The organism is Rhodobacteraceae bacterium IMCC1335 (assembly GCA_039640495.1).
Lineage (GTDB): Bacteria > Pseudomonadota > Alphaproteobacteria > Rhodobacterales > Rhodobacteraceae > Thalassovivens.
This window is the reverse complement of sequence record CP046864.1, coordinates 2,451,138-2,475,102: the sequence shown is the minus strand read 5'-3', so window position 1 is coordinate 2,475,102 and position 23,965 is coordinate 2,451,138. Positions and strand designations below refer to the sequence as shown.

22 protein-coding genes and 1 pseudogene are annotated in these 23,965 nt (G+C 51.9%); 14 read left to right on the top strand and 9 right to left on the bottom strand.

Features of this window, described 5'->3' with window-relative positions; genetic code table 11:
* Window positions 1-6 precede the first annotated feature (6 nt).
* From ihfA to GN241_11840, 5 genes are all read right to left on the bottom strand, one after another.
* Window positions 7-309, bottom strand: a complete 303-nt coding sequence (gene ihfA / locus GN241_11860) for an integration host factor subunit alpha (GenBank protein ID XAT57990.1) — start codon at window positions 307-309, stop codon at window positions 7-9.
* A 119-nt stretch (window positions 310-428) separates the two neighbouring features.
* Entirely contained in the window at window positions 429-1,400 is a 972-nt protein-coding gene (gene fabH, locus GN241_11855) for a beta-ketoacyl-ACP synthase III (GenBank protein ID XAT57989.1), read from the bottom strand.
* A 2-nt stretch (window positions 1,401-1,402) separates the two neighbouring features.
* The gene (gene plsX, locus GN241_11850; GenBank protein XAT57988.1) at window positions 1,403-2,500 is read right to left on the bottom strand and encodes a phosphate acyltransferase PlsX; all 1,098 of its coding nucleotides are present in this window, start codon (window positions 2,498-2,500) and stop codon (window positions 1,403-1,405) included.
* A 20-nt stretch (window positions 2,501-2,520) separates the two neighbouring features.
* Window positions 2,521-2,727 carry a 50S ribosomal protein L32 gene (rpmF, locus tag GN241_11845; GenBank protein XAT57987.1) on the bottom strand — a complete coding sequence of 69 codons (207 nt, stop codon included), beginning with the start codon at window positions 2,725-2,727 and terminating at the stop codon, window positions 2,521-2,523.
* Window positions 2,728-2,881: 154 nt separating this feature from the next.
* Window positions 2,882-3,445, bottom strand: a complete 564-nt coding sequence (locus GN241_11840) for a DUF177 domain-containing protein (GenBank protein ID XAT57986.1) — start codon at window positions 3,443-3,445, stop codon at window positions 2,882-2,884.
* A gap of 95 nt (window positions 3,446-3,540) precedes the next feature.
* Here GN241_11840 and bamE point away from each other — a divergent pair, with 95 nt between their 5' ends.
* From bamE to recN, 11 genes are all read left to right on the top strand, one after another.
* A complete protein-coding gene (gene bamE / locus GN241_11835) occupies window positions 3,541-3,990 on the top strand; it encodes an outer membrane protein assembly factor BamE (GenBank protein ID XAT57985.1) in 450 nt (149 codons plus the stop codon).
* A gap of 108 nt (window positions 3,991-4,098) precedes the next feature.
* A complete protein-coding gene (locus GN241_11830) occupies window positions 4,099-4,827 on the top strand; it encodes a GNAT family N-acetyltransferase (GenBank protein ID XAT57984.1) in 729 nt (242 codons plus the stop codon).
* Between the two features lie 32 nt (window positions 4,828-4,859).
* Entirely contained in the window at window positions 4,860-6,671 is a 1,812-nt protein-coding gene (locus GN241_11825; GenBank protein ID XAT57983.1) for an ATP-binding cassette domain-containing protein, read from the top strand.
* Window positions 6,672-6,816: 145 nt separating this feature from the next.
* Entirely contained in the window at window positions 6,817-7,743 is a 927-nt protein-coding gene (murB, locus tag GN241_11820; protein ID XAT57982.1) for a UDP-N-acetylmuramate dehydrogenase, read from the top strand.
* Between the two features lie 58 nt (window positions 7,744-7,801).
* Window positions 7,802-8,716, top strand: a complete 915-nt coding sequence (locus GN241_11815) for a D-alanine--D-alanine ligase (protein XAT57981.1) — start codon at window positions 7,802-7,804, stop codon at window positions 8,714-8,716.
* Window positions 8,704-9,582, top strand: a complete 879-nt coding sequence (locus GN241_11810) for an FtsQ-type POTRA domain-containing protein (protein XAT57980.1) — start codon at window positions 8,704-8,706, stop codon at window positions 9,580-9,582. The genes GN241_11815 and GN241_11810 overlap by 13 nt, the downstream gene beginning before the upstream one ends.
* Before the next feature lie 2 nt (window positions 9,583-9,584).
* Complete coding sequence (gene ftsA / locus GN241_11805) at window positions 9,585-10,919, top strand: cell division protein FtsA (GenBank protein ID XAT57979.1); 1,335 nt, start codon at window positions 9,585-9,587, stop codon at window positions 10,917-10,919.
* Between the two features lie 165 nt (window positions 10,920-11,084).
* A complete protein-coding gene (ftsZ, locus tag GN241_11800) occupies window positions 11,085-12,656 on the top strand; it encodes a cell division protein FtsZ (GenBank protein XAT57978.1) in 1,572 nt (523 codons plus the stop codon).
* Between the two features lie 184 nt (window positions 12,657-12,840).
* Entirely contained in the window at window positions 12,841-13,761 is a 921-nt protein-coding gene (locus GN241_11795; protein XAT57977.1) for a UDP-3-O-acyl-N-acetylglucosamine deacetylase, read from the top strand.
* Between the two features lie 98 nt (window positions 13,762-13,859).
* Window positions 13,860-14,705: an outer membrane protein assembly factor BamD gene (gene bamD, locus GN241_11790; protein XAT57976.1), complete on the top strand. Its 846-nt coding sequence runs from the start codon at window positions 13,860-13,862 to the stop codon at window positions 14,703-14,705.
* 21 nt (window positions 14,706-14,726) lie between these two features.
* Complete coding sequence (gene recN / locus GN241_11785; protein ID XAT57975.1) at window positions 14,727-16,379, top strand: DNA repair protein RecN; 1,653 nt, start codon at window positions 14,727-14,729, stop codon at window positions 16,377-16,379.
* A 16-nt stretch (window positions 16,380-16,395) separates the two neighbouring features.
* Here the strand turns inward: recN and GN241_11780 are convergent, their stop codons facing one another.
* The 4 genes and pseudogenes from GN241_11780 to GN241_11765 form a co-directional block, all read right to left on the bottom strand.
* Window positions 16,396-17,769 (bottom strand): FAD-binding protein, encoded by a 1,374-nt coding sequence (locus GN241_11780; GenBank protein ID XAT57974.1) that lies wholly within the window; start codon window positions 17,767-17,769, stop codon window positions 16,396-16,398.
* Window positions 17,770-17,892: 123 nt separating this feature from the next.
* Window positions 17,893-19,046 (bottom strand): annotated as a pseudogene (locus GN241_11775) (hypothetical protein).
* A complete protein-coding gene (locus GN241_11770) occupies window positions 19,043-19,828 on the bottom strand; it encodes an outer membrane lipoprotein-sorting protein (GenBank protein ID XAT57973.1) in 786 nt (261 codons plus the stop codon). The pseudogene GN241_11775 and the gene GN241_11770 overlap by 4 nt, the downstream one beginning before the upstream one ends.
* 10 nt (window positions 19,829-19,838) lie before the next feature.
* Entirely contained in the window at window positions 19,839-22,187 is a 2,349-nt protein-coding gene (locus GN241_11765; GenBank protein ID XAT57972.1) for an MMPL family transporter, read from the bottom strand.
* 178 nt (window positions 22,188-22,365) lie between these two features.
* On the opposite strand from GN241_11765, the gene GN241_11760 reads away from it, so the two are divergent.
* The 3 genes from GN241_11760 (at window position 22,366) to GN241_11750 (ending at window position 23,955) form a co-directional block, all read left to right on the top strand.
* Window positions 22,366-22,719 carry a transcriptional regulator gene (locus GN241_11760; protein ID XAT57971.1) on the top strand — a complete coding sequence of 118 codons (354 nt, stop codon included), beginning with the start codon at window positions 22,366-22,368 and terminating at the stop codon, window positions 22,717-22,719.
* An 82-nt stretch (window positions 22,720-22,801) separates the two neighbouring features.
* Window positions 22,802-23,473 carry a nitroreductase family protein gene (locus GN241_11755; protein ID XAT57970.1) on the top strand — a complete coding sequence of 224 codons (672 nt, stop codon included), beginning with the start codon at window positions 22,802-22,804 and terminating at the stop codon, window positions 23,471-23,473.
* A 269-nt stretch (window positions 23,474-23,742) separates the two neighbouring features.
* Complete coding sequence (locus GN241_11750; GenBank protein ID XAT57969.1) at window positions 23,743-23,955, top strand: hypothetical protein; 213 nt, start codon at window positions 23,743-23,745, stop codon at window positions 23,953-23,955.
* Window positions 23,956-23,965: the final 10 nt, after the last annotated feature.

Sequence of the window (23,965 nt, the reverse complement as noted above, 5' to 3'; positions counted from 1 at the left end):
GCCGCCTTAACTTTTATTTCCCAATGCTACTTTTTCTTTCATCAGATGCGACGGACGGAAGGTGAGCACGCGTCTTGGTGTTATCGGAACTTCTTCCCCGGTTTTCGGGTTGCGCCCAACCCGCGCCGTTTTATCGCGCACGCTGAACGTTCCAAAAGATGAGATTTTGACCTGTTCGCCTTTTGTCAAAGCGTCGGAGATATGGTTGAGCAAGCTTTCAACCAGCTCAGCGCTCTCATTTCTGGATAGGCCCACCTCTTTAAAAACAGCTTCGCTCAGATCCATCCTGGTCAATGTTTTGTAGCTCATTTTCACTCCCAGTTTTTTAGCGAGTTTAAGGGCGAGTGAATTTGCGAGTCAATATCACAGCTTCAACAGATCATCGATTTACGCGGTTTTTTAATGTTTTGAGGCTCAGATGCTTAACCCTACCACCTTAAGACGACTGCACCCCAAGCCAGTCCACCTCCGATGGCTTCGGTTACGATCACGTCATTCTTTTTGATTTGACCGCGTTCTTTGGCAACAGAGAGCGCCAAGGGAATCGATGCTGCGGAAGTATTGCCATGGTCTTGAACGGTTGTGACAACGCGCTCGGGGCCAATCCCCATTTTCTTGGCGGTTCCTTGAATAATGCGAATGTTGGCCTGATGTGGAACGACCCAGTCGATTTCATCGGGAACAACATGGGCTTTTTTCATGGCCGCTTCGGCGGTTTGGGCAAGCTTTTCCACAGCGTGCCGGAACACTTCTTTGCCGTGCATTCTCAAATGTCCTGTCGTTTGATGCGAAACACCGCCATCGACGTAAAGAATATCGCGGTAAGAGCCATCAGAGTTCAAATCCACAGCAAGCACGCCGCGATCGCCTTTATCGCCTTTGCCGTCTTCGGCTTCAAGAACCAACGCGCCTGCGCCATCGCCAAATAAGACGCAAGTCCCGCGATCCGTCCAATCCATCAATTTGCTGAAACTTTCGGCGCCAACCACCAAGATGCGGTTTGCCTGTCCGGCGATGATTTGCGCATTGGCATTTGCCAATGCATAAATAAACCCGGCGCATACCGCTTGCACATCATAGGCAAAGCCGGTTTTCATTCCGAGACCGGCTTGCACCATGGTTGCGACGGAAGGAAAGGTGAGGTCTGCGGTTGAGGTTGCCACGATTACCGCGTCGATATCATCGCTATGCAAATCGCTGTCTTTCAGGGCGGCCTTGGCGGCTTCAATCGCCATATCAGATGTGGTTTGTCCTTCTGCCACGAAATGCCGCTGCTTGATCCCAGAGCGCGCCTGTATCCAAGCGTCGCTGGTGTCCAGTTGCGATTCAAATTCTGAGTTCGGTACCACTCTTTCTGGCAGGTAATGGCCAACGCCCCGCACAACGGCTCTTACTGTCATTCTTATTCCGTTTCTTGCTCTGTGGTTGGGGCATCGTGGGGTATCGCGTCAATAGATGCAAGCCGCGCGGCGAGATTTTGAGAAAACTGCGATTGCGCGAGATCTACGGCCAGTTTCACAGCGGCAGATATCCCCAGCGCATCGGCGGATCCATGCGATTTTACAACCGTGCCGTTCAGCCCAAGAAACACGCCGCCATTTACCCGCCTTGGATCAATGCGTTTTCGAAGCCGCTGCAGAGAAGTGATGGCCAATACTTGCGCCAGACGAGACAGGGGTGAAAACTTAAACGCCTCGCGCAGCAACAAACCGATCAGGCTGGCCGTGCCTTCGCCAGTTTTCAAGGCGACATTGCCGGTGAACCCGTCGGTTATAATCACATCCGCTTTGGTGCCAGGAATATCCCCACCTTCGACAAAACCCACGAAGGTAAAATCATGATCTTCGGCATTTTGGCTGATGAGCGCATGCGCTTCGCGCAGCTCTGGGCGGCCTTTATTATCTTCGGTGCCAACGTTTAAAAGGCCAACGCGCGGGCGCGCAAGAGCCAAACCGGTTCGCGCGTAAGAGGCCCCCATAAGCGCGTATTGTAAAAGATCCTGAGCATCGGCCCGGATATCGGCGCCAACATCCAGCATAACATTAAATCCTTGCCGGTTGTTGGAGGGCCATAGGATTGCTATCGCGGGGCGGTTAACGCCTGGCAGCTTGCGCAAGCGGATCACGCTTAGCGCCATTAACGCGCCCGTATTGCCACAGGAAACACAGACCTCTGCTTCACCGTTGCGGACCGAATCGATGGCAGACCACATCGAGGTATTTTTCCCCGATCGTAACACCTGACTAGGTTTATCATCCATTGAAACAACATCGCTGGTGTCGCGTATGTCAACGCGGCCCCACAGCGCCCGGCGCTTGGCCACTTGCAGATCCAGCGCCGATTTTTTGCCATGTAGGATGAAATGCAGATGCTCATTCTGTTTTGCGGCACGGGCAATCCCTGCCACAACCGCGGCCGGGCCACGATCTCCACCCATCGCATCAATGCTGAGTACAATTTTGCCGGACGCCACCTTCGTATTTTCAATCGAAGTGGTCATTTGCGCCCGCCTTCGGCCGTTTAGGCCGCGTCTTCGTCCAGATCGATCTCATCTACCAGAGCAATGACTTCACGCTCTGCGTAATGCCCACATGATGCGCAGACGTGATGTGGCCGCTTGAGTTCGCCGCAATTTGGGCACTCATTTGGATTGGCCGCAGAAAGGGCGTCATGGGCGCGACGGTTGTTCCGGCGCGATTTGGATACTTTATTCTGTTGGACGGCCATGCCTGAACCTCGTTTGCTCGGAACCCAGTCCCGCGTTAGTGTAAAATTATCCGCCGCGCATACATCTAATTGTGGGTGCGTTACAACCTTCTTTTTGCAACTATCGACAAAAAACCCGGCTATTTCCCAGTTTATCCGGCTTGGATATCCATAATTATTGCTCTTTGGCCATTTTAGCACGCAAACCAGCCAGCCCTGCGAAAGGTTTAGGAGGGTCTTCTGGAAAAGCTGTTGTGCCGGCGGGGGAAGATTTCACGCTGCCCAATTCAGCGCCCGCAGCGCGTGGATATTCCGGAATCTCCAAAGCCAAAGCTTCTTGCAATATCTCCATCAGCTCAAAGCTTTCTGGCAGCGGCTCAAGCGAATCGTCTGGATTAGAGATCAGCTCGGCTTCCTCGCTGTCTTCCCAAGGTATAAGTTGATCTTGTGGCACAAAGCGGCGCAAAATTTTTGTATCGATACGGGTGACTACAGGGGCAAGCGTCACGACGCAGTCTTGCTGTACGGTTGCCCCCAGAGCTCCCTGGAGCACCCATTCAAGCGCTCCGGTTGCGCTAAGCGTGCCCGTTAGCCGTAGTTTTCTGAGGCCGTTAACCGATAAGGCCGCGGCCATGAGCGCGCAATCTGTTTCATTCGGGCGTAGATCGAAGGGCTGTGGTTTTTGACCATTCAGATCGCTTCGGCGGATTATCGCATCTTGTGTGGTAAATTCCGGCATGTTTACAAGAACATCCTTTAGAGAAACATTTACTTGCGCTAAGGTTTGGGCATAAAGATCAAATCACAGCGAAGCAAGAGGCGAGATAGCATTCGATGCGTAGGGCAGGGTTTCAGATCATATCCGCATTGGTTTTGGTGACGTTGAGCGCCTGCGCCGGACAAATCCGCAATCACGGTTACATGCCGGCACCTGATCAAGTGGCCGATATTTTGGTTGGCGTCGACACACGGGCCAGCGTGGCAGAGCAATTGGGGCTGCCCACCACGGAGGGTTTGATCGAACAAGACGCATATTTTTACGTGCGCAGTCGATTACAAAATAAAGGCTTGCGGGGCGCTGAAGAAATTGAACGGAATATTTTGGTGGTCAGCTTTGACAAAAATGATGTGGTGAAAAACATCCAACGGTTCAGCCTGTCGGATGGTCAAATCGTGGCGTTGCAACCGCGCGTCACGCTGCCTCCAAGGGAAGAGAAGGGGATGTTCAGCCGTATTCTTTCATCGATAGGATCCCCGGATGCCGCTTCGGTCATCAACCAATAAACTGGTCTCTAAGGACAAGGCCCGCACTGTGGCAGAGAGCGAGCGGTTTTTGCCGTGCCCTGCGGGCGCGGATGATCCACGATCTGTCAGGGATGTGGCCAGGTTATTATGTTAAAAAAAGCTAAATATGCCGCCAGGCTTGCCGAAAATCTTCAAGATGTTCAGTCTGCACAAACGTTGCGGTGTCTGGCGTTCAATATGCGGTCTGAAAATGGCCTTGATCAAGACCGGTTCGATGATATATGCGCGCATATGCTGATCGAAGAGGTCGCAACAGGCGCGCTTGTATGTTGTTTCAGGCTGCTTCATCTAAATGGCGGCAGCGATATCGAAAAAAGCTATTCTGCGCAGTTTTACGAGTTATCAGCTTTGCAAAGCTTTGATGGAAAACTGGTTGAAATGGGGCGCTTTTGCATCCATCCGCAAAATCAAGATCCTGATATTCTGCGGGTGGCTTGGGGCGCGTTAACCCAGTTTGTCGATGCCCAAAAGGTAGATTTTCTGTTTGGATGCACGTCGTTTCGCGGCACTGACACGAAAGCCTATTTGGATGCGTTTGCGATGCTGCGCGACAAGCATCTGGCGCCAAAGCGGTGGTTGCCGCGGGTGAAGGCCCCCAATGTGTTTAAATTTGCGTCGCGCTTGCGGCGACAGCCTGATGTTCGTTTGGCGATGCGTCATATGCCGCCTTTGCTGCGCAGCTATTTGTTAATGGGCGGTTGGGTCAGTGATCATGCGGTTGTAGACAAACATATGAACACGCTGCATGTATTTACCGGGGTTGAGGTTGGCCAAATTCCGCCCGCGCGCAAACGGCTTTTGCGGGCGCTCTCTTGACCTTTTAGAGCAAGCCGAATAGCTGGCGGATTATGGCACGTACTCCGCTTTTGCAGTTAAAAGATATTTCTCTGACCTTTGGGGGCAATCCGATTTTTGACGGAATGGACCTGATCGTTCAACCGGGCGACCGTGTGGCGCTTGTGGGGCGCAATGGCTCTGGAAAATCGACCTTGATGAAAGTGATGAGCGGTCTGGTCGATGCGGATCGAGGCAGCCGTGTTTTGGCGCCGGCAAGCTCAGTGGGATATATGGAGCAGGATCCACAGATGCACGGGTTTGACACGTTGGGCGATTTCGCGATAAGCGGTTTGGAGCCCAGTGATTATTATCGCGTGGAGCGCGCCGCAGAGGGGCTTAAGTTTCAACCAGACCGCCCGGTGACAACGGCGTCAGGGGGCGAGCGTCGGCGCGCAGCTCTGGCCAAGCTGATGGCAGAAGCGCCTGAATTGATGCTGCTCGATGAGCCGACCAACCATTTGGATATTCAGGCGATATCATGGCTTGAAGAAGAATTGCGTAGCACCCGCGCGGCCTTTGTTTTGATCAGCCATGACCGGCGGTTTCTCGAGCGTCTGACGCGGGCAATCCTGTGGATTGACCGTGGCGCGGTGCGCCGCAATGAAGTTGGTTTTTCTGAGTTTGAGGCCTGGCGCGATAAGTTGTGGGAAGAAGAAGATATCCAACGCCATAAATTGGACCGGAAGATTAAATCGGAAGCGCGCTGGGCTGTTGAGGGCATCAGCGCGCGGCGTAAGCGCAACCAGGGCAGAGTGCGCGCCCTGCAAGATTTGCGCAGAGAACGCTCTTCAATGATCAAACGGCAGGATCGCGCGGCGATGGCGCTGGAAGCGGGGCATAAATCGGGCCGCAAAGTGATCGAAGCCGAAGCAATCGGCAAGCGTTTCGGGGATCAAGAGCTGTTCAAGAATTTTTCTATCAAAATTCAACGGGGCGATCGTGTGGCTTTTGTCGGCCCCAATGGGGTGGGGAAAACGACGCTTCTGAAAATTTTATTGGGTGAATTGCCTGCTGATACGGGCAGAGTTGTCTTGGGAACCAATCTGCTGGTCTCTGTGTTCGATCAAAGCCGCGCGCAATTAGACCCTGAAATGAGCCTTTGGGATAGTCTGACCGGCGATCCAGAGATGCGTGTCTCAGGAAAAGCCGACCAAATTCTGGTGCGCGGCCAACCCAAACATGTGGTGGGATATCTCAAGGAATTCTTATTTGATGAAGCGCGCGCGCGCGCGCCCGTGAAATCGCTTTCAGGGGGCGAAAAGGCCCGCTTGCTCTTGGCTAAAATCATGGCGCGGCAAAGCAATCTTTTGGTGCTGGATGAGCCAACCAATGATTTGGATGTGGAAACGTTGGATTTGTTGCAAGAGCTTTTGGCGGATTATGATGGCACCGTCTTGCTCGTCAGTCACGATCGCGACTTTTTGGATCGCACGGTCAATATGACGGTTGCGCTGGAAGGGGATGGCCAGGCCACACTCTATGCAGGGGGCTGGTCGGATTATCAATCACAGCGAAAGCCGCAAATTGACCCTCTCGAGCCCGTTGAAAAGAAAAAGATTAAAGCCACATCACAAAATATTGATAAGAATGACGAAAATACCTTATCTTTTGTAGAACAGCACCGCTTGAAAAAGCTTCCGGACGTGATCGCCCGGCTTGAGGCTGAGATTGCAAAGCTTGAAACTTATCTATCAGAGCCAGATCTTTATTCTACTGCACCGTTGAAATTTGAAAAGGCAACGCAAGCATTGCTCGAGCGACAAAGCGCTCTTTCTGAGGCTGAAGAAGACTGGCTAATGCTCGAAGAGCGTTCAGAGGGGTGAGCATGCGGCCTCCGCATTAACCTGAGAAGGCGCGCGGCGCCCAACGGGTGTGTTTGAGCTTGACCTTTATCGCCTTGCCGCTGCAGAACAAGCCATCCAAGCGCGGATATCACGGATGATACGAAGAATTTGCAAGGAGCCTGCAATGGTGAATATGCCCGCCCCCAAAGGCCAATTGACGGCCAATCGACCATTGGCCGACTTAACTTGGATGCGCGTTGGTGGCCCTGCTGATTTCTTTTTTCTTCCAAAAAATAAAGAAGATTTATTATATTTTATGAATAACTTATGCGATAATATTGATGTATTTCCAATAGGGGTTGGAAGCAATGTGATTGTGCGTGATGGTGGGGTACGCGCTGTTGTCATACGGTTGGGGCGCGCGTTTAATCACATTGAAATTTCGGGCAATCAAATCAGGGTTGGCGCGGCCGTTCTGGATGCGCATCTTGCCAAGCAGGCGGCACAAGCTGGGCTGGATCTGACATTCTTGCGCACCATTCCCGGTGCGATTGGCGGCGCTGTGAAAATGAACGCGGGCTGTTATGGGACCTATGTGGCGGATGTTTTGGAGACGGTTGAGGTGGTGTTGCGCTCTGGTGTCTGTAAAACCTTATCCGCTAAAAATCTAAATTTGCGGTATCGCGCCAGCGATCTTCCTGAGGGTTGCGTTATTACGGCCGCCACGTTTCGCGCCAAGGCGGGCGATCCGAAAGAGCTGGCCGCGCGCATGCAAGAACAGCTGCTGAGGCGGGATCAATCGCAGCCGACAAAGTTGCGCAGCGCGGGCAGCACGTTTCGTAATCCGGCCGGGTTTTCCAGCACGGGGCGGCCAGATGATGATCACAGCTTAAAGGCATGGAAAGTGATTGATGAGGCTGGTTTGCGCGGCGCGCGCATCGGCGGTGCGCAAATCAGCCCGCAGCACGCAAACTTTATGATCAATACCGGAGATGCCAGCGCCAAAGATTTAGAAGATTTGGGCGAAATGGTGCGAAAAAAGGTTTTCCAATCCAGCGGAATACAGCTAGAGTGGGAGATTATGCGGGTTGGGGATCACCAACCGGAATGACGCCTGAAAACAGGCGCGAATAAAACGGCCCATAAGGCCGGGCAAAGGCGAAGCGGGTATGTCGAGCAGGGCAACCCAAAGAGTGGCAATGTTAATGGGGGGGCTTTCCGCTGAGCGCGAAGTCTCTCTTGTCAGCGGGCGCGAATGCGCTGCCGCTTTGCGGGGCGAAGGATTTGAGGTGATTGAGCTGGACGCTGGCGCAGATCTTGCGCAACGGCTAGATGATCTGCGCCCCGAGGTTGCGTTCAATGCGCTGCACGGTCGCTGGGGTGAGGATGGCGCGGTTCAAGGCCTTCTTGAGTGGTTGAAAATCCCCTACACGCATTCGGGTGTTTTGGCCTCTGCCTTGGGGATGGATAAGCAGCGCTCAAAAAAAGCGTTTGTCGAGGCGGGGTTACCCGTGGCCGACAGTAAAATCGTTGCAAAATCAGAGGCCGCCAGCCAGTTTTTGCTGCCCGCTCCTTATGTGATCAAGCCCAATAACGAAGGCTCGTCTGTCGGGATATATTTTGTTGAAGAGGGGGCTAACTCTTTGCCCCATCTAGGCGAAGACTTGCCCGATATGGTTATGATCGAGCGCTTCGTGCCGGGGCGTGAATTAACCACCACCGTGCTGGATGATCAAGCCTTGGCTGTCACGGATATTATCACCGAAAAATGGTATGATTATGCCGCCAAATATCATCCGGGCGGGTCCCGCCATGTGGTGCCAGCGGATGTGCCGGCTGAAATCACTGCAGCCTGTTTGGATTACGCGCTGCGCGCGCATCAAGCGTTAGGGTGCCGCGGTTTAAGCCGAACCGATTTTCGCTGGGATGAAACGAAAGGGCTAGAGGGGTTGATCTTGCTAGAAACAAATACGCAACCGGGCATGACCCCCACCTCGCTGAGCCCCGAACAGGCTGCCAGCGTTGGCATTGGCTTTGGCGCGCTGTGTCGACGTATCGTGGAGGATGCTGGATGCGATCGCTGATTGGCAGGCCGAGGCGGCAAGAGGATCCCGCACCCTCGCGGCTGGCCTATCGTCTGAATAGAATTATGCTGCGACCGGTCTTAAGGTTCACCGTGATTTACGGGCTGCCCATCGGTCTGGTGCTGGCTGCGCTTGGGGTTTATTTTGGCGATCAGCAACGTCGGGATGCGGTGCGTTTGATTTACAATCAGGCGGCAACGCTGTTTGTCGAGCGACCCGAATTCATGATTGATTTAATGTCAATCAGCGGCGCTAGCGATGATGTGGCGCAAGATATTCGCGAGGTTTTGAATATTGATTTCCCGATCAGTTCTTTTGATTTGGATTCTGCGCAGATGCGCGAAACGATCTTGGGGCTAGATCCCGTAAAAGAAGCAAGGGTGAATGTGCACTGGGGCGAGATGGTCCAGATCGAGATTGAAGAGCGGCGTCCGGCGATTATTTGGCGCCGCCGCGATGCACTTGAATTGCTGGATGAAACCGGCACCTATGTGCGCACCGCGTCTTCGCGGCTGGATTACCCGCATTTGAATTTGATCGCGGGCGCTGGAGCGGATCAACATGTGGCGCAAGCCTTGGCACTTTACGCTGCGGCGCGCCCGCTAGCCGAGCGGTTGCGGGGCATGGTTTACGTGGGGCAGAGACGCTGGGATGTTGCCTTGGATCGCGATCAACGCTTGATGTTGCCCGAACGCGATCCTGTGCAAGCCTTAGAGCGCATCATCGGTTTGGATCAGGCGCAGGATCTTTTGGCCCGCGATATTGAAGTGGTGGATATGCGCCTTGAGAGCCGAATAACCTTGCGCCTTGGAGAGGAGGCGCTTTTGGGATCTCGGGATGTGATACAGATGAAAACTGGAGACTAAAGATGGCTGGGCTGTATGAATCTCAACGTGCTATGCGGGCGATGCGCAAAGCAGCATTGCAGCGCGGAGTGATCGCTGTTTTGGATATGGGCACTGCGAAAATCGGATGTTTTATCCTGCGCTTTGAAGGGAGCGGCGCCTCAGAGGGCGTTGATGGGGTCGGCTCTTTGGCGGGGCAATCCGAGTTTCGGGTGGTGGGCGCGGCAACTACCCAATCTCGCGGCGTAGAATTCGGCGAGATTATATCGATGCCGCAAGCCGAGCGCGCCATTCGCACGGTTTTACAATCTGCGCAGAAAATGGCGCGGTTGCATGTGGATCACGTGATTGCCTGTTTTTCAGGCGGCGCCCCGCGGTCTTATGGCGTGACCGGCGAGGTCAACGTGGAAAGTCAAATCGTTCAAGATCAGGATGTGGCGCGCGTTTTAGCAGCGTGTGATATCCCCGAATTTGGAGAGGGGCGCGAGGTTTTGCACGCGCAGCCGGTAAATTTTGTTTTGGATCAACGCAGCGGCCTATCGGATCCGCGCGATCAAATTGGCAACGTGTTGGGGGCGGATATGCATATGCTGACCGTTTCTGAAAAAGCCATTCATGATCTGGCCTATTGCGTGAAGCGCTGCGACCTTGAATTGGCGGGCGTGGCCTCTTCTGCTTATATGTCTGGGGTTTCGTCCCTGGTCGAAGATGAACAAGAGCTTGGCGCGGCCTGTATCGATATTGGCGGCGGCACGTCAAGCGTATCGATTTTTATGAAAAAGCACATGATTTACGCCGATACGGTCAGGCTAGGCGGTGACCATATTACGCGGGATATCTCGATGGGCTTGCAAGTTCCTATGGCGCTGGCAGAGCGGATTAAAACCATGCATGGAGGGTTGATTGCCACCGGTATGGATGACCGGGATATGATCGAAATGGGCGGCGATACCGGCGATTGGGAACGGGATCGACGGATGGTCAGCCGCGCCGAGTTGATCGGTATTATACGGCCAAGAATGGAAGAAATTTTTGAAGATATAAGATCTTGCTTGGATGCTGCCGGGTTTGATCATCTGCCCGCGCAGCAAATCGTGCTGACGGGTGGCGGCAGCCAGATCCCGGGCATAGATGATTTAGCCAGTCGGTTGCTGGGCCAACAAGTGCGCTTGGGCAGACCGTTGCGCATCCACGGATTGCCGCCAGCTTACGCGGGCGCTAATTGCGCCGGTTTGGTCGGTTTAAGCCTTTTTGCCGCCCATCCGCAAGATGAATGGTGGGATTTTGAGATGACACCGGCGCGCTATCCGACTCGTTCTTTGAAGCGTGCAATGCGCTGGTTTAAAGATAATTGGTAGAGCTTAGGGGAAGGCTGGTGTCTAGATCGGGTGTTATGGGCACAAAATCGCCCATATTTAGCGGGTAGATCGTAATTTTGCGTGACCTTTTGAATTTATTTAGCTACCATTCACTTAATAATTAAAAATGTTCCCAAAATGGGACAAATCACAGGCGGATCAACCATGACATTGAAACTTTCAGTGCCCCAATATGACGAATTAAAACCCAGAATTACCGTTTTTGGCGTTGGTGGCGCTGGCGGTAATGCGGTGAATAACATGATCAGCAAAGAGCTGGATGGCGTTGAGTTTGTCGTTGCGAACACCGATGCACAGGCGCTGCAGCAAAGCCAATCAAGCACCCGTATCCAGTTGGGTGTGAAAGTGACCGAGGGTTTGGGCGCGGGCGCACGGGCGTCGGTTGGATCTGCCGCTGCTGAAGAAAGCATCGAACAAATCGTCGATAATTTGGCGGGCGCGCATATGTGTTTTATCACCGCCGGAATGGGGGGCGGAACAGGCACAGGCGCGGCACCGATCATCGCGCAAGCCGCGCGCGAACTTGGGGTGCTTACGGTTGGGGTTGTTACCAAGCCGTTTCAGTTCGAAGGTGCCAAGCGGATGCGTCAGGCTGAAGAGGGCGTCGAGGCACTGCAAAAGATGGTTGATACGCTGATCATCATCCCGAACCAGAATTTATTCCGTCTGGCGAATGAAAAAACCACCTTTACAGATGCGTTCAGCATGGCGGATGACGTCTTGTATCAGGGTGTCAAAGGCGTCACAGATCTGATGGTGCGCCCCGGCTTGATCAATTTGGACTTTGCCGATGTCCGCGCCGTAATGGATGAAATGGGCAAGGCGATGATGGGCACAGGCGAAGCTGAGGGCGAAGACCGCGCTATTCAGGCGGCTGAAAAAGCAATTGCCAATCCATTGCTTGATGAAATCAGTCTTAACGGCGCACGCGGCGTTTTGATCAACATCACCGGTGGCCAAGATTTAACCTTGTTTGAATTGGATGAGGCGGCCAATCGGGTGCGCGAGGAAGTGGATGCGGATGCCAATATCATCGTCGGCTCAACGCTGGACATAGAGATGGCGGGTAAAATGCGGGTTTCAGTCGTTGCCACTGGTATTGACGTGAGCGAAAGCAGCAATGAAATTCCCCAACCACGCCGGCGCATGGCTGAGCCCTTGGTCGCTGCTGAGCAGGCTGCCGAGCTGACTTTGGCGCAGGAGCGCGAGCCAGAACTGACGGTGCCGGCTGCACCTGAGGCAGATTTGTTCGCAGATGCCCAAAGCGCGCATGTTTTGGATGAGGCGCTTGCGCCGCATGACGAGAGATTGGGGGGCCAGGATGACAGCCTGCCGCCTCCTGCCTATCAAGGGCAACCGGCCGCGCCGCTGCAATTGGGCGAAGATACGGCAGTGCGCGTCTCGGCGGCGGGTGTGCCAACTGATGAAGCGATGGCGCGCCTTCGGGCTGCAGTGAAAACCACCCCCGCCTCGGCGCAACCTCAAAGTCAGGTTGAAGAAGAGCCTGCGGCTTCCGAGCGTCCGCGGTTTGGAATTGGATCTCTTATCAACCGCATGTCGGGTGCAGAAAGTAATCGTACGAGCGTGGCCACAGCCCCTGCAGCGCCGCAAGAAACACCCGTTTCGCGCGCTCTTACAGCAGAAGCGGCCGACGAGCCGCCTTTGGAGCAAGAGCGGATCGAAGTGCCCGCCTTTTTGCGCCGTCAGGCGAACTAAATCCACCGATATGTCAAGCATTGCATCCCCTCTTTTGATGGGGATGCGCTCGCGCAATAAATAATTGGGCAAATTCGTGCTGATTTTGAGTAACCATGTTTCAGTGCGTAACAAAGTTTGAATTGTGATTGTTGGCCCAATTAAGGTACATGTTTAGCATCAAAAAGAGAGAGTTGGGGTTAACTTGCAAACCACTGTTTCTAAGGTTCTGGTCTTTCGCGGCATTGGGTTGCATTCTGGTGAGGAGGTCGAGCTTAAACTTTGCCCGGCACCCGCAAATTCCGGCATATGCTTTTTCCGCAGCGATGTAGACATTGGGGATACTGCTATTCCGGCCCGCTGGGACAGGGTTGAACAATCTCCATTATGCACAAAGCTGGTGAATGAAGCGGGTATATCTGTTTCAACCGTCGAGCATCTGCTCTCGGCTCTGGCGGGCTGCGGTGTGCATAACGCACGGATTGAAATTAACGGCCCTGAAGTGCCCATTCTTGATGGCAGTGCGGTTCCGTTTGTGCGCCAGATATTGGCAGACCCGCTGAAGCAATTGGATCAGCCCGTCGAGGCGATCCGGATTTTGAAAGATATTGAATTTAAAACCGATCAGGGTTGGGCGCGTTTGGTTCCAAGTGATACCCCCAAGATGAGCTTTCATATCGATTTTAAAGACGCTGCGATCGGCGTGCAGAGCAAAACGATTAATATGTCAAACGGCTCTTTTGTGCGCGAATTATGCGACAGCCGCACCTTTTGCCGCAGCGTGGATGTTGATAGGATGCGTGCGAACGGGTTGGCGCGGGGCGGCAGTTTGGAAAATGCCGTGGTGGTTGACGGCGCAAAAGTGCTAAGCCCGGGTGGTTTACGGCACGCAGATGAAGCGGTGCGGCATAAAATGCTTGATGCTTTGGGCGATTTAACCCTAAGCGGCGCTCCGATCATCGGACATTATATCGGCCATCGCGCCGGGCACGCGATCACCAATAACCTCTTATGCGTTTTATTCGCCACGCCAGGAAGTTTTGAACGCGTCTCTTGTTGCGATGATGTGTTGCAAATATTGCCCGGTATCGGGGCTTCTTTAGAAGAATATCGCGCAGCGTCTTAAAGATCGCTCTTTTTGATCCCTTTGTTTTTATGTTACAACTGCGCCATGAGGCCGGAGAGAATGCGGCTTTGTGACATGTACAAAAGGAATGTTCGCGAATGAAGGCATATGGGTTTCGCCACGGGGTCGCCGCAGCGCTGTTGAGCGTTTTTTTATTGGCCGGGTGTGAGGATGCTTTTAAAAGCCAAGAGCCTGAAAATCTTGAAAATTTCAGCCCTGAAGAGATTTTTAAGAAAGCTGAAATAGAACTGAACAAGAAACGCTATGATCAAGGTGCGCAATATTTCAGTGAAATAGAGCGGCTCTATCCCTATTCTGAATGGGCAAAACGCGGCTTGATCATGCAAGCATTCGTTTATCATCAAGGCAAGAAATATGATGAAAGCCGCGCCGCAGCTCAGCGATATGTCGATTTTTTCCCAGCAGATGAAGATGCTGCATATGCGCAATATCTTTTGGCGTTAAGCTATTACGATCAAATTTCGGATATTGGCCGCGATCAGGGTCTAACATTGCAGGCGCTTGAAGCGTTTCGCGTTGTGATTGAGCAATATCCCGAAAGCGAGTATGCACAACCCTCAAAATTGAAATTTGATCTGGCGTTCAGCCATTTGGCCGCCAAGGAAATGGAAGTTGGACGCTATTATCTGAAATCTGGGCATTATGGCGCGGCGGTGAATAGGTTTAGAGTGGTTGTTGAAGATTTCCAAACCACATCACAAACCCCAGAGGCGTTGCATCGATTGGTTGAGGCCTATCTCTCGCTTGGTTTGGTTGATGAGGCCCAATCGGCGGCGGCGATTTTAGGGCATAATTATCAGTCAAGCGAATGGTATCGCGCCAGTTTCGCGCTGCTTAAATCGAAGGGGTATTCTCCAAAAGTATCGGGTACGGGATGGCTGAGCAAAGTCTACCGACAGGTTGTAAAAGGCGAATGGCTGTGACGAAGCAGATGGGCTAAGGCGATGCTCAAAGGGTTAGATATTCGCGATATCTTGATTATTGATCATCTTGAGCTCTCGCTGAGGGCCGGCTTGAACGTGATGACGGGAGAAACCGGCGCAGGCAAATCTATTTTGCTTGATAGTTTGGGCTTCGTACTTGGCTGGCGTGGACCATCTGATCTGGTGCGCCAAGGGGCCGAGCAAGGCGAAGTAAGCGCGTGGTTTGATTTGCCCGATGACCACCCTGTTTTGGATTTACTCGAACAGCATGGATTGCCTGTTTCGCAAGAGTTGATATTGCGGCGTGTCAACGGGCGAGATGGTCGTAAAACGGCCTGGATTAATGACCGTAGGGTATCAGGTGAATTGCTGCGCAAACTGTCCGAACATTTGGTCGAGCTGCATGGCCAGCATGATGATCGCGGCTTGTTAAACGCCAAAGGGCATCGCAATTTATTAGACGATTATGGCCAATATGGCGCTTTGAAAGCGGCGGTTGCCAAAGCTTGGAGCGAGAAAGAGCGCGCCCGCAAAGCGGTTGAACTGGAAAACGAAGCAGTGACAGAGTTGCGCCGCGAAGAAGAGTTTTTGCGCCATGCAGTGGCTGAATTAAGCGCGCTGGATCCAAAACCTGGCGAGGCGGATGCGTTGGATGCGAAGCGGCGGCTGATGCAGGCTTCGACGCGGGTGCGCGCAGATGTGTCCAAAGCCCATCACGCATTGGGGCGCGAGGGCGCCGAAGCTTTGCTGTATGATGCCCAACGCTGGCTGCAAGAGGCCGCTGCACAGGTAAACGATGAATTAGATGCGCCGCTCGACAGTTTGGCACGCATGATGAATGAATTGCAAGATACGCTGAATGAGGTGGAAGCGTGTTTAGACGCAATCGGGTTCAACCCGCATGAGCTTGAAACGCTTGAAGAACGGTTGTTTGCGATGCGCGGCTTGGCGCGTAAGCATGATGTCCATGTTGATGCATTGGCTGACTTAGCAGGCGTTTTAGACGCGCGTTTGCTGCGTTTGGACGCTGGTGCAGATAATTTGAAAGCCTTGCGGGCAGCGCAAGCCGAAGCCGAAAATGTCTATGGTGCGCGGGCAGCAGAGTTGCAGCTTGCGCGCCGCGCTGCCGCCGAAAAGCTGGATCAAGCGATGGCCTTAGAATTGGCACCGCTGAAAATGGAGCGGGCAATGTTCGAAACCAGAATGACCGCGGCCGCCGCAGGCCCTGAGGGGATTGATCAGGTCGATTTTTGCGTGGCTACCAATCCAGGCGCGCCGGCGGGGCCTTTGGGAAAAATTGCCTCTGGTGGTGAATTAAGCCGGTTTTTATTGGCGCTAAAAGTGTGCCTCAATGCAGATAATTCGCACGCAACTTTGATTTTCGACGAAATTGACCGCGGGGTCGGGGGAGCTACAGCAGATGCGGTGGGCCGACGTTTGGCAGAGCTGGCCCAATCTGGACAAGTGCTGGTGGTCACCCATTCTGCGCAGGTTGCCGCATTAGGTGATGCACAGTTCCAAGTCAGCAAACATCAAACAGATAGCCATACTGTTTCGCGGATCAAACAACTTGATCGCGAAGAGCGCGTGGATGAGATCGCGCGTATGATTTCGGGAACGCAGGTTACGGATGCGGCGCGCGTTGCGGCTCAGACTCTTCTTGCAGGGCGTTGATCTTCAATCCGAGGCCTTAATTTTGCCGTAATAATTTACCTGGGTTTAAGATGTTCAAGGGATCCATTTGGCGTTTCAAGCCGCGCATAACCTCCCAGGCTAAACCATGCTCTTGCTCCATAAATTTCAGCTTGCCCATGCCAATGCCATGCTCGCCGGTACAGGTGCCGCCTAAGGCCAGTGCGCGCTCGGCCATACGGTCGGAAATCTGCATTGCAGCTCTGTATTCGGATGCATTGTTAGGATCAATAAGCAGAATGGCGTGGAAATTCCCATCCCCCATATGCCCTAAAATAGGCCCGCTGATCGCGCTTCGGGCAATATCTGCGTGGGTTTCTTCTACGGCTTGCGCCAGTGCGGAGATTGGCACACAAATGTCAGTTACGATCGCACGCGCGCCGGGGCGGCTTGCAAGAACCGCGTAATAGCCATTATGGCGCATCGTCCAAAGCTTGTTTCTTTCTTCGGGCAGCGCGGACCATTGGAACCCGGCGCCGCCATATTCTTGACAGATATCACAGAATAATTCGGCATTTTCAGCAACGCTGGCATCGCTGCCATGCAGCTCGAACAACAGATGTGGTTGAATGCGCATGTCAGCGCCCGCATAATCGTTAAAGGCTTGTGCGGTTGCACCATCAACGAATTCTATCCGTGCCATGGGCAAGCCCATTTGAATTGTTGCGATCACTGCGTTTACCGCTTGCTCCATGCTGTCAAAAGCTACGATGCCGGCGCTAATGGCTTCTGGCTGCGGATGCAGCTGCAAGGTAAGTTTAGTGATCAGCCCCAAAGTGCCTTCGGATCCCACCAAAAGCGACGTGAGATCGTAGCCGGCAGAAGATTTACGCGCCCGGTTGCCCGTTTGTATCACTTGGCCATCCGCAAGAACAACTTCTAATGCTTTTACATTTTCCCGCATGCCACCATAGCGCACGGTGGTTGTGCCGCTGGCGCGCGTTGCGGCCATGCCGCCCAATGAAGCATTGGCCCCGGGGTCAACCGGGAAGAACAGCCCGCTTGCGCGCAATTCGATATTCAGCGCTTCACGGGTGAGCCCGGGCTGCACAAGAACATCCATATCTTCAGCATTGAGTTGTAGTATTTTGTTCATCCGCGAGAAATCGACGCTGATCCCACCGCGTGGAGCCGAGGTATGCCCCTCGAGCGATGTGCCGGTGCCCCACCCAATCACCGGGCATTCAAATTGCGAACAGATCTCGAGCAGGTTTTGAACCTCTCGCGTGGTTTCGACATAAGCCACCGCGTCGGGCGGCATAAGATCAAAATAACTTTCTGACTGGCCATGAAGGTCGCGATCCGATTTTGATGTGCTCAGGCGGCCGGGCAAAAGCTGCGAAAGAGCTTTTAGGGTTTTGGCATGGCGCATAGTGCTGCCTCCTTACTGGGTTCGCCTGAGCTTAGCCCAAAGATCCATTCACCGAAAAGACTGCCTGCGATCAAAGTTAACAAAATTTCAAGTCGCAGCGGTCTGGCCTCACAGCTGGTAGTTTTAGAAAAACATATTTACGGTTAGGGAAATCACATCATCATCAGCGATGCCCGAGAAAGCCAAACCGTTTTTTTTGGCGTCATAGAATTGGCTGCGTAATTCCAAACTGGACCAGTCGTTCAGCCGCCGCGATGCTTCAAAGGCAATCAAAGACTGCTCTTGCTTTTGGTCCTGCGATATCAATGCCAAGAAGCTTGTATCTTTGACATCATTCAGAACTAGGCGTAAGCCTGCGCTGTAAAAGCGTTCGGCCGCCGCTTGTGGACGGGTGTCATATTGACCTTCAGCGATAAGCCCAAGATCCCAGACCTGCCCGAAAGCGCCATAAAGCGTATATTCTAAACCGGCAACCGCGGCGTCAAAGCCAGCCCCTGATTGTGTTCCATGCAGGCTTTCCCATTTCAAAAGCGTTGGATCACCGGTAAATTGTGCCTCAAACCCGATTGTTTCCTGCAGCATATAGGTTGCGTTTAGCGCGCTACTGTCTTGGTTTGGTGTAATAAGTGGCTCGCGGGCTGTGCCTTTGAAACCACTAACAGCGAAGTCCCAATCGCCCGAAAAGGTTGAAAGCCGCGCCGCAATATCATCTGCCTCTTTGCCTTCAGAGCGTTCATACAGGCTTGTGGTCACATTTAAGCCACTGCTGGGATGGCCATTGTTGTCGTTGAATGTGCGCTCGCGAAACCGTGAAATATACCATAATTGTAGATCACCGAAATCAAAATAGCCATCAAGCGATAGCGAGGGGGCACCTAATTTTGCCTCGCTCCCCTGATTTGCAGCCGCGTCACTTTGATTGATAACATCAACAACGTTTCTGCTTTCTGCTTTGCCCCAAAAGGTTTGGCGTTGCCCGATATAAAGATCGAAATTGCTGAAGGATCGGCGCAGATAGGCTTGGCGTGCCTCAACCAATCTGCGGCCCTTGTCATCGGCATCTGCGCGCGCGATCAATTCAAGCTCTGCACGATAGGCGTCAAAATCATGATATGCATCGAGCTTTAGTTCAACCGATTTACCATATTCAATGGTTCCCTCAGCATGGCTTGGGAAATAGCTGACCTGGGGGATATGGTCAGGTTGACTTCACCCGAGATGGCGGGCCCACAGGTCAGTAATATGACTGCGGGCCAAGAGAAACGAAGCGGCTTCATTTGATACGTTTAAGCGCGTTTTTTTGAAAATCTTTTTCGGTCAAGCCGGTTTGAAAGGCCCAGTCCGTAAATTGCAATTGGGTTTTCTTGCCCGTCTGATGATTTTCCATGCTCAGGGTATCTGCCCGCCAGTATTTTCCGAGAAATTTATTATAATTTGCATAGGAGAGTGTCTTTAGTAGGCTGTTTTTGCGGTCGTAAAATTCGATTTTTTGCAGCCGGTACTCCTTTTTATCGATCCATACCAATTGGCGGGAATAGCCGCTTTTCCGGTCAACCGGATCATACTCCACCAAAAAGCAATCGAGCCCATTTACCTTTTCATCGCGCAGATAATTATAGGTGTATTTCTCGACTTCTTGGCTCGCAATATCCTCATAGGCAAATTCGCTGCCCATGAAAGGCCCGGCTTTGTTCGATGAGGCGATGCGTTTCACGCGTTTTAACGCAGGCAAAAACAGCCATTGATCATCAGAGCCTGCCTTTTTTGTATGCGATAAAAACGCGGTTCCGCGCACGTCACCGGGCGAGTCAAATATAACCAGCGATAAATCGCCCTCGCTTGAGCCTTCCAAGGTACGGTTTCTGATCGCGCGTTGGGTGGATTGGCCATGTTGGTCAGATAGAACCATAATCATTGTAGAGGTTGAATCTTTGAAACCCGTGTCACGTTTGTCAAGTTCTGTGGCAATCTCCAATCCCTTTTCAGGAGAGGCGGCCGCGGTTGAGGGAAGGCTAAGGCCTGTTAGGCCTGCAATCAAAATCAGGGGTAAAAATTTCATCTCTTTCTCCTTAAGATGTTGGCTGCATTGCCGGTGTTTCTGGGCCATCATGGGCTGCGTGCTCTGCAGCTTCTGAAGGTGTGTCTTTATCTAAAGCAATCAACAGCGCCGGCAGTAAAGTCAAGTCTGCGATCAGCGCCATGATCAACGCGATGGCGGTGAGACTGGCCATATAGCTGTTTAAGCCAAAGCTGGATTGCGCCAGAATAAAAAAGCCCGCCGCTAAAATGATGGTCGTAACCAAAAGCGCGGTTCCAACCCCCGTAAACGCAAAGATAACCGCATCTTTAGGTGAAAGCTTTTCATCGCGCCGCGCAATTTGATATTTGCTTAAAAAATGCACGCTATCATCGACCACAACGCCCAAAGCCATTCCCGCAACCACGGCAACAGCCATGTTGACCTGCCCGACAAGCAAGCCCCAAAGGCCGAAGGCGAGCCCCGCGGGCAAGAGATTTGGCACGAGGCTGATTACGCCGAGGCGCACGTTTTTAAGCGCAATCAAAATCACACCGCTGATCAGCAATACTGCAAAGAAAGTACCCGATAGCATGCTTTTGATATTGCGCTCGGCGATATAGGCAAACATCACCGTGGGACCGACCGCATAGGTGTTGATGCCCAGATCATTGGCGAGGAAATTTTCAGCGCGTTGCAACCAGGCCCTGACTTCATTCGTGGTCATATCTTCAATTGTAATCACAATCTGCGTTGACGATTTATTGATGTCCAATTGGTTGTTCAAATCCAGCCCATAGGGCAGGGACAGTTCATATAGTAGCAAATATTGCGCGGCCAATTCGCGGCTTTCGGGTACTTTGTAAAAAGCCGGATCGCCGCCGTTTAGATCACGGTTCAAACGTTTGAACGTGTCAGAGATCGATTGCACATGGGTGACGGGCTCTTCATTCATTGCCCAATCGGTAAAGGCCGCGATCTTCTTGATGAAATCGGGCGAACTGATACCGTTTGGTTCACCAGAACTGAGATCAAACTGAATTTGGTTGATGCCGGTTAAATTCTGCCCAATCCATTCCGAATCTTCGCGGAACTGGATTGATTCATCAAAATATTTCAAGAAGTCATCATTGATTTCATTCAAGGGGATCAAGGCTAACAATCCAAGCGACGCCGAGATGCTGAGCGTCATCACGGTTTTGTAGCGATCGGCGATGAACACGCCCAATTTACCCATAACACCGTCGAGCTTTTCGATCGTGGCCTTGGGTTTTAATGTTACAAAACTGATCAAAATTGGCAGCAAGGTGACTGCGTAGATCCAAGCCGCAACCACGCCAACCGCCGTGATATTGCCCAAATCGTGAAAGGGGGGCGAATCTGAAAAGTTAAGAGACAGGAACCCTAAAGCAGTGGTTACGCTGGTCAGGAAAATGGGCTTTCCGTTTACTTTCAAACTGTAGATGATGCTGTCACGTTGGCTATGCCCGGCGCGCATTCGATTCATCAATGTGACCAAAAAGTGAATCGAATCTGCCACCGCCAAGGTGGTGATGATGGTCGGCGCGCTTGCTGAGGGCGGCGTTAATCCAACCCCCATCCAGCCACCAATACCCATCGCAACCAGAATACTTGGGACGATGATCACCAAAACCATTGCCGTAGCATAGAGCGAACGAAGCAATATGTAAGACACCGCTAGAATGACCAAATACATCGCCGGGATCAGCGAGGCCATATCATTCATCGAGGCTTCTAGAAACGCATTATTGAAGAAAATAATGCCACCCGTACGAATTTTGACATCATGCTTTGCTTCTATTTCGGCAACTATTTCACGCGCAACAACGGCAACTTCGGCCACTTCATCGGCGTTTTTGCTGGGCAATTGGATCGTAACGTTTACGGATGTGCTGCGATGCTGTGCATCGTGAATTTTACCCGCCAGCGTTGGCTCGGTTGAGCTGATTTGATCAACGAGTTTCTGTTCATCAGCGCTCATATTCGCCGCGTCAAAATACAAATCTCTCACGATCAGATCATCGCCTTCGACTTCGGTGTGCTGATAGTTCGAAAGGCTGTCAACGCGGATGGAATAGGGAATTTGCCATGACATATCCGTCAGCTCTTCAATGGCGGCCAACACTTTGGGAGAGTTCGCTTTCCCCGATTGAGGATCAATCGCGAATTGAACGTTGTCAATTTTTGTATAGGTGCGTTGGAGTTTTTCAAAGGCTTCCAATTGGGGATTGGTTTCACCAAAAAAACTGCGGTAATCATTGTCAAAATACAGGTTTTTTGCGCCAAAAGTGCCGGCTAACGTAAGGATCAACAAGGCAACCAGAACGATGAGCCGATTGTTCAGGAGAAGCTCTCCATAGGATGTTTTTTGGGGTGCCATTTTGAATATTCCTTTGGTATCGTAAGCAAGGTTACTGCACAAAATTATGTTTTTTTTGCAAGACTCGTTAATTCACTTGCAAATTGCAAGCTATATGATCAAAAATAGATGTGCAATGCTTTCAAATCCAATATCATACAATTTCACGAGAATATAAATTTTTGAGCGTGTTTAGGCCATGAAGCGAAAAAACTGCTGTCCAATTGCACAAGCTTTAGGCGTTTTAGGGGATAAATGGTCCTTAATCGTGTTGCGGGATGTAATCTTTGGCAAAAAGCGGCATTTTAATGACCTGCTCGCCTCTCCAGAAAAAATTTCGACCAATATATTGGCAAACCGCTTGAAAACACTGCAAGAAGAAAGCCTGCTTTGTTGTTGCGTTGACCCTGAGAATAGGCGGTCAAAAATTTATACACCTACAGAAAAAGCTCAAGATTTAGTGCCGGTTCTGGTTGAATTGTATAAATGGGGCGAAAAATACAATGATAATGTCGATAGGGTAGACAACCCGAATCAGGCCGGGCTATTTTAAGCATCCACGCTGGCCTTTTGGCTTGGCAAAGACTTATATCGCTGCAAAACTGTTGTGGTAAAATTGCAAAAGTGATGACTTCATGACCTACCAGCCAATCCCGCTGCCAGACCGAAGCCATTTGACGGCGCAAGAGGCCGAAGAGGTCTCAGCTGCATATTTGACTCAAATGCGCCGGCGGCATTCTGTACGGCATTTTGACACCGCCCCTATCTCAGACGTTTTACTGACTAACGCGATTTCTGTTGCCGCATCTGCGCCCTCTGGGGCCAATCAACAACCCTGGCATTTCGTGATCGTCAAAAACCCAGATATGAAAATGAAAATCCGCTTGGCCGCGGAAGAAGAAGAACAAAAATTCTATGCTGGAATGGCAGGAGATGCTTGGATTTCTGCCTTAGAACCGATTGGCACGCATTCTGTGAAGGCGCATTTATCCGACGCCCCTGCGCTGATTATTGTGTTCGCGCAACGCTATGGGCTGACCGAGGATGGCGCGCGTTTCAAGCACTATTATGTGACTGAGAGCGTTGGTATCGCTATTGGATTTTTAATTTCAGCGCTGCATCAAAGCGGGTTGGTCTGTTTGGAACATACCCCAAATCCAATGACATTTTTAAACCAGCTCTGTAATCGCCCGGCGAATGAAAAACCAATGATGATCTTACCGGTTGGCTATCCTGCGAAAAACGCTGAAATTCCCGCCGCGGCCAAGGTTAAAAAGCCCCTTAGCGCGGTGTTATCAGTTTTTTAAAATCGCAAAAAAGCTAAATTTCACGCTCCGGCATTTTTAACGGCGGCCAGCGCGCAGCACATCCCATGCTGATGTTTGATTTTATATCCACGGATCGATGCTATTTAGGTGCAATTCAATAACTCGGTCTTTCTACAGCCAGCGCAGCCTGTGCCGATTGTCTTGAAGGCTTGCGCTCAAAGGCCCCTTTTGTACAGCTCTGCTTGCTTAAACAAATTGCAAAATGCGCCGTACTCATTTGTGACTCGATCAGCGAACCGAAGGGCAGAATGCAGGTTACAAATCCATCTTCCACCTTTCAATGGGCGACCTATCAAGCTGCTATTGCGCGGCCAACGCCGCTTAAAACGGGCCGCATTTCAAAACACAGCCGCGATGCGCAGAAAAAAACACCCGCTCGGATGGGAAATGCGGATTGCCAACGCTCGGGCAAAGATTTTTCGATATCCTTAAATCAAAAACTGTCTAGCGAAACCTTCTAGGTTTTAAAAA

Coding starts and splice junctions, on each gene's coding strand:
- GN241_11765 (XAT57972.1), bottom strand. CDS start 22,187: ATGGCACCCCAAAAAACATCCTATGGAGAGCTTCTCCTGAACAATCGG.
- ftsZ (XAT57978.1), top strand. CDS start 11,085: ATGACATTGAAACTTTCAGTGCCCCAATATGACGAATTAAAACCCAGA.
- ftsA (XAT57979.1), top strand. CDS start 9,585: ATGGCTGGGCTGTATGAATCTCAACGTGCTATGCGGGCGATGCGCAAA.
- GN241_11815 (XAT57981.1), top strand. CDS start 7,802: ATGTCGAGCAGGGCAACCCAAAGAGTGGCAATGTTAATGGGGGGGCTT.
- recN (XAT57975.1), top strand. CDS start 14,727: ATGCTCAAAGGGTTAGATATTCGCGATATCTTGATTATTGATCATCTT.
- GN241_11830 (XAT57984.1), top strand. CDS start 4,099: ATGTTAAAAAAAGCTAAATATGCCGCCAGGCTTGCCGAAAATCTTCAA.
- fabH (XAT57989.1), bottom strand. CDS start 1,400: ATGACAGTAAGAGCCGTTGTGCGGGGCGTTGGCCATTACCTGCCAGAA.
- bamE (XAT57985.1), top strand. CDS start 3,541: ATGCGTAGGGCAGGGTTTCAGATCATATCCGCATTGGTTTTGGTGACG.
- ihfA (XAT57990.1), bottom strand. CDS start 309: ATGAGCTACAAAACATTGACCAGGATGGATCTGAGCGAAGCTGTTTTT.
- murB (XAT57982.1), top strand. CDS start 6,817: ATGGTGAATATGCCCGCCCCCAAAGGCCAATTGACGGCCAATCGACCA.
- GN241_11760 (XAT57971.1), top strand. CDS start 22,366: ATGAAGCGAAAAAACTGCTGTCCAATTGCACAAGCTTTAGGCGTTTTA.
- GN241_11810 (XAT57980.1), top strand. CDS start 8,704: ATGCGATCGCTGATTGGCAGGCCGAGGCGGCAAGAGGATCCCGCACCC.
- GN241_11755 (XAT57970.1), top strand. CDS start 22,802: ATGACCTACCAGCCAATCCCGCTGCCAGACCGAAGCCATTTGACGGCG.
- rpmF (XAT57987.1), bottom strand. CDS start 2,727: ATGGCCGTCCAACAGAATAAAGTATCCAAATCGCGCCGGAACAACCGT.
- GN241_11770 (XAT57973.1), bottom strand. CDS start 19,828: ATGAAATTTTTACCCCTGATTTTGATTGCAGGCCTAACAGGCCTTAGC.
- GN241_11780 (XAT57974.1), bottom strand. CDS start 17,769: ATGCGCCATGCCAAAACCCTAAAAGCTCTTTCGCAGCTTTTGCCCGGC.
- GN241_11750 (XAT57969.1), top strand. CDS start 23,743: ATGCAGGTTACAAATCCATCTTCCACCTTTCAATGGGCGACCTATCAA.
- GN241_11825 (XAT57983.1), top strand. CDS start 4,860: ATGGCACGTACTCCGCTTTTGCAGTTAAAAGATATTTCTCTGACCTTT.
- plsX (XAT57988.1), bottom strand. CDS start 2,500: ATGACCACTTCGATTGAAAATACGAAGGTGGCGTCCGGCAAAATTGTA.
- GN241_11840 (XAT57986.1), bottom strand. CDS start 3,445: ATGCCGGAATTTACCACACAAGATGCGATAATCCGCCGAAGCGATCTG.
- bamD (XAT57976.1), top strand. CDS start 13,860: ATGAAGGCATATGGGTTTCGCCACGGGGTCGCCGCAGCGCTGTTGAGC.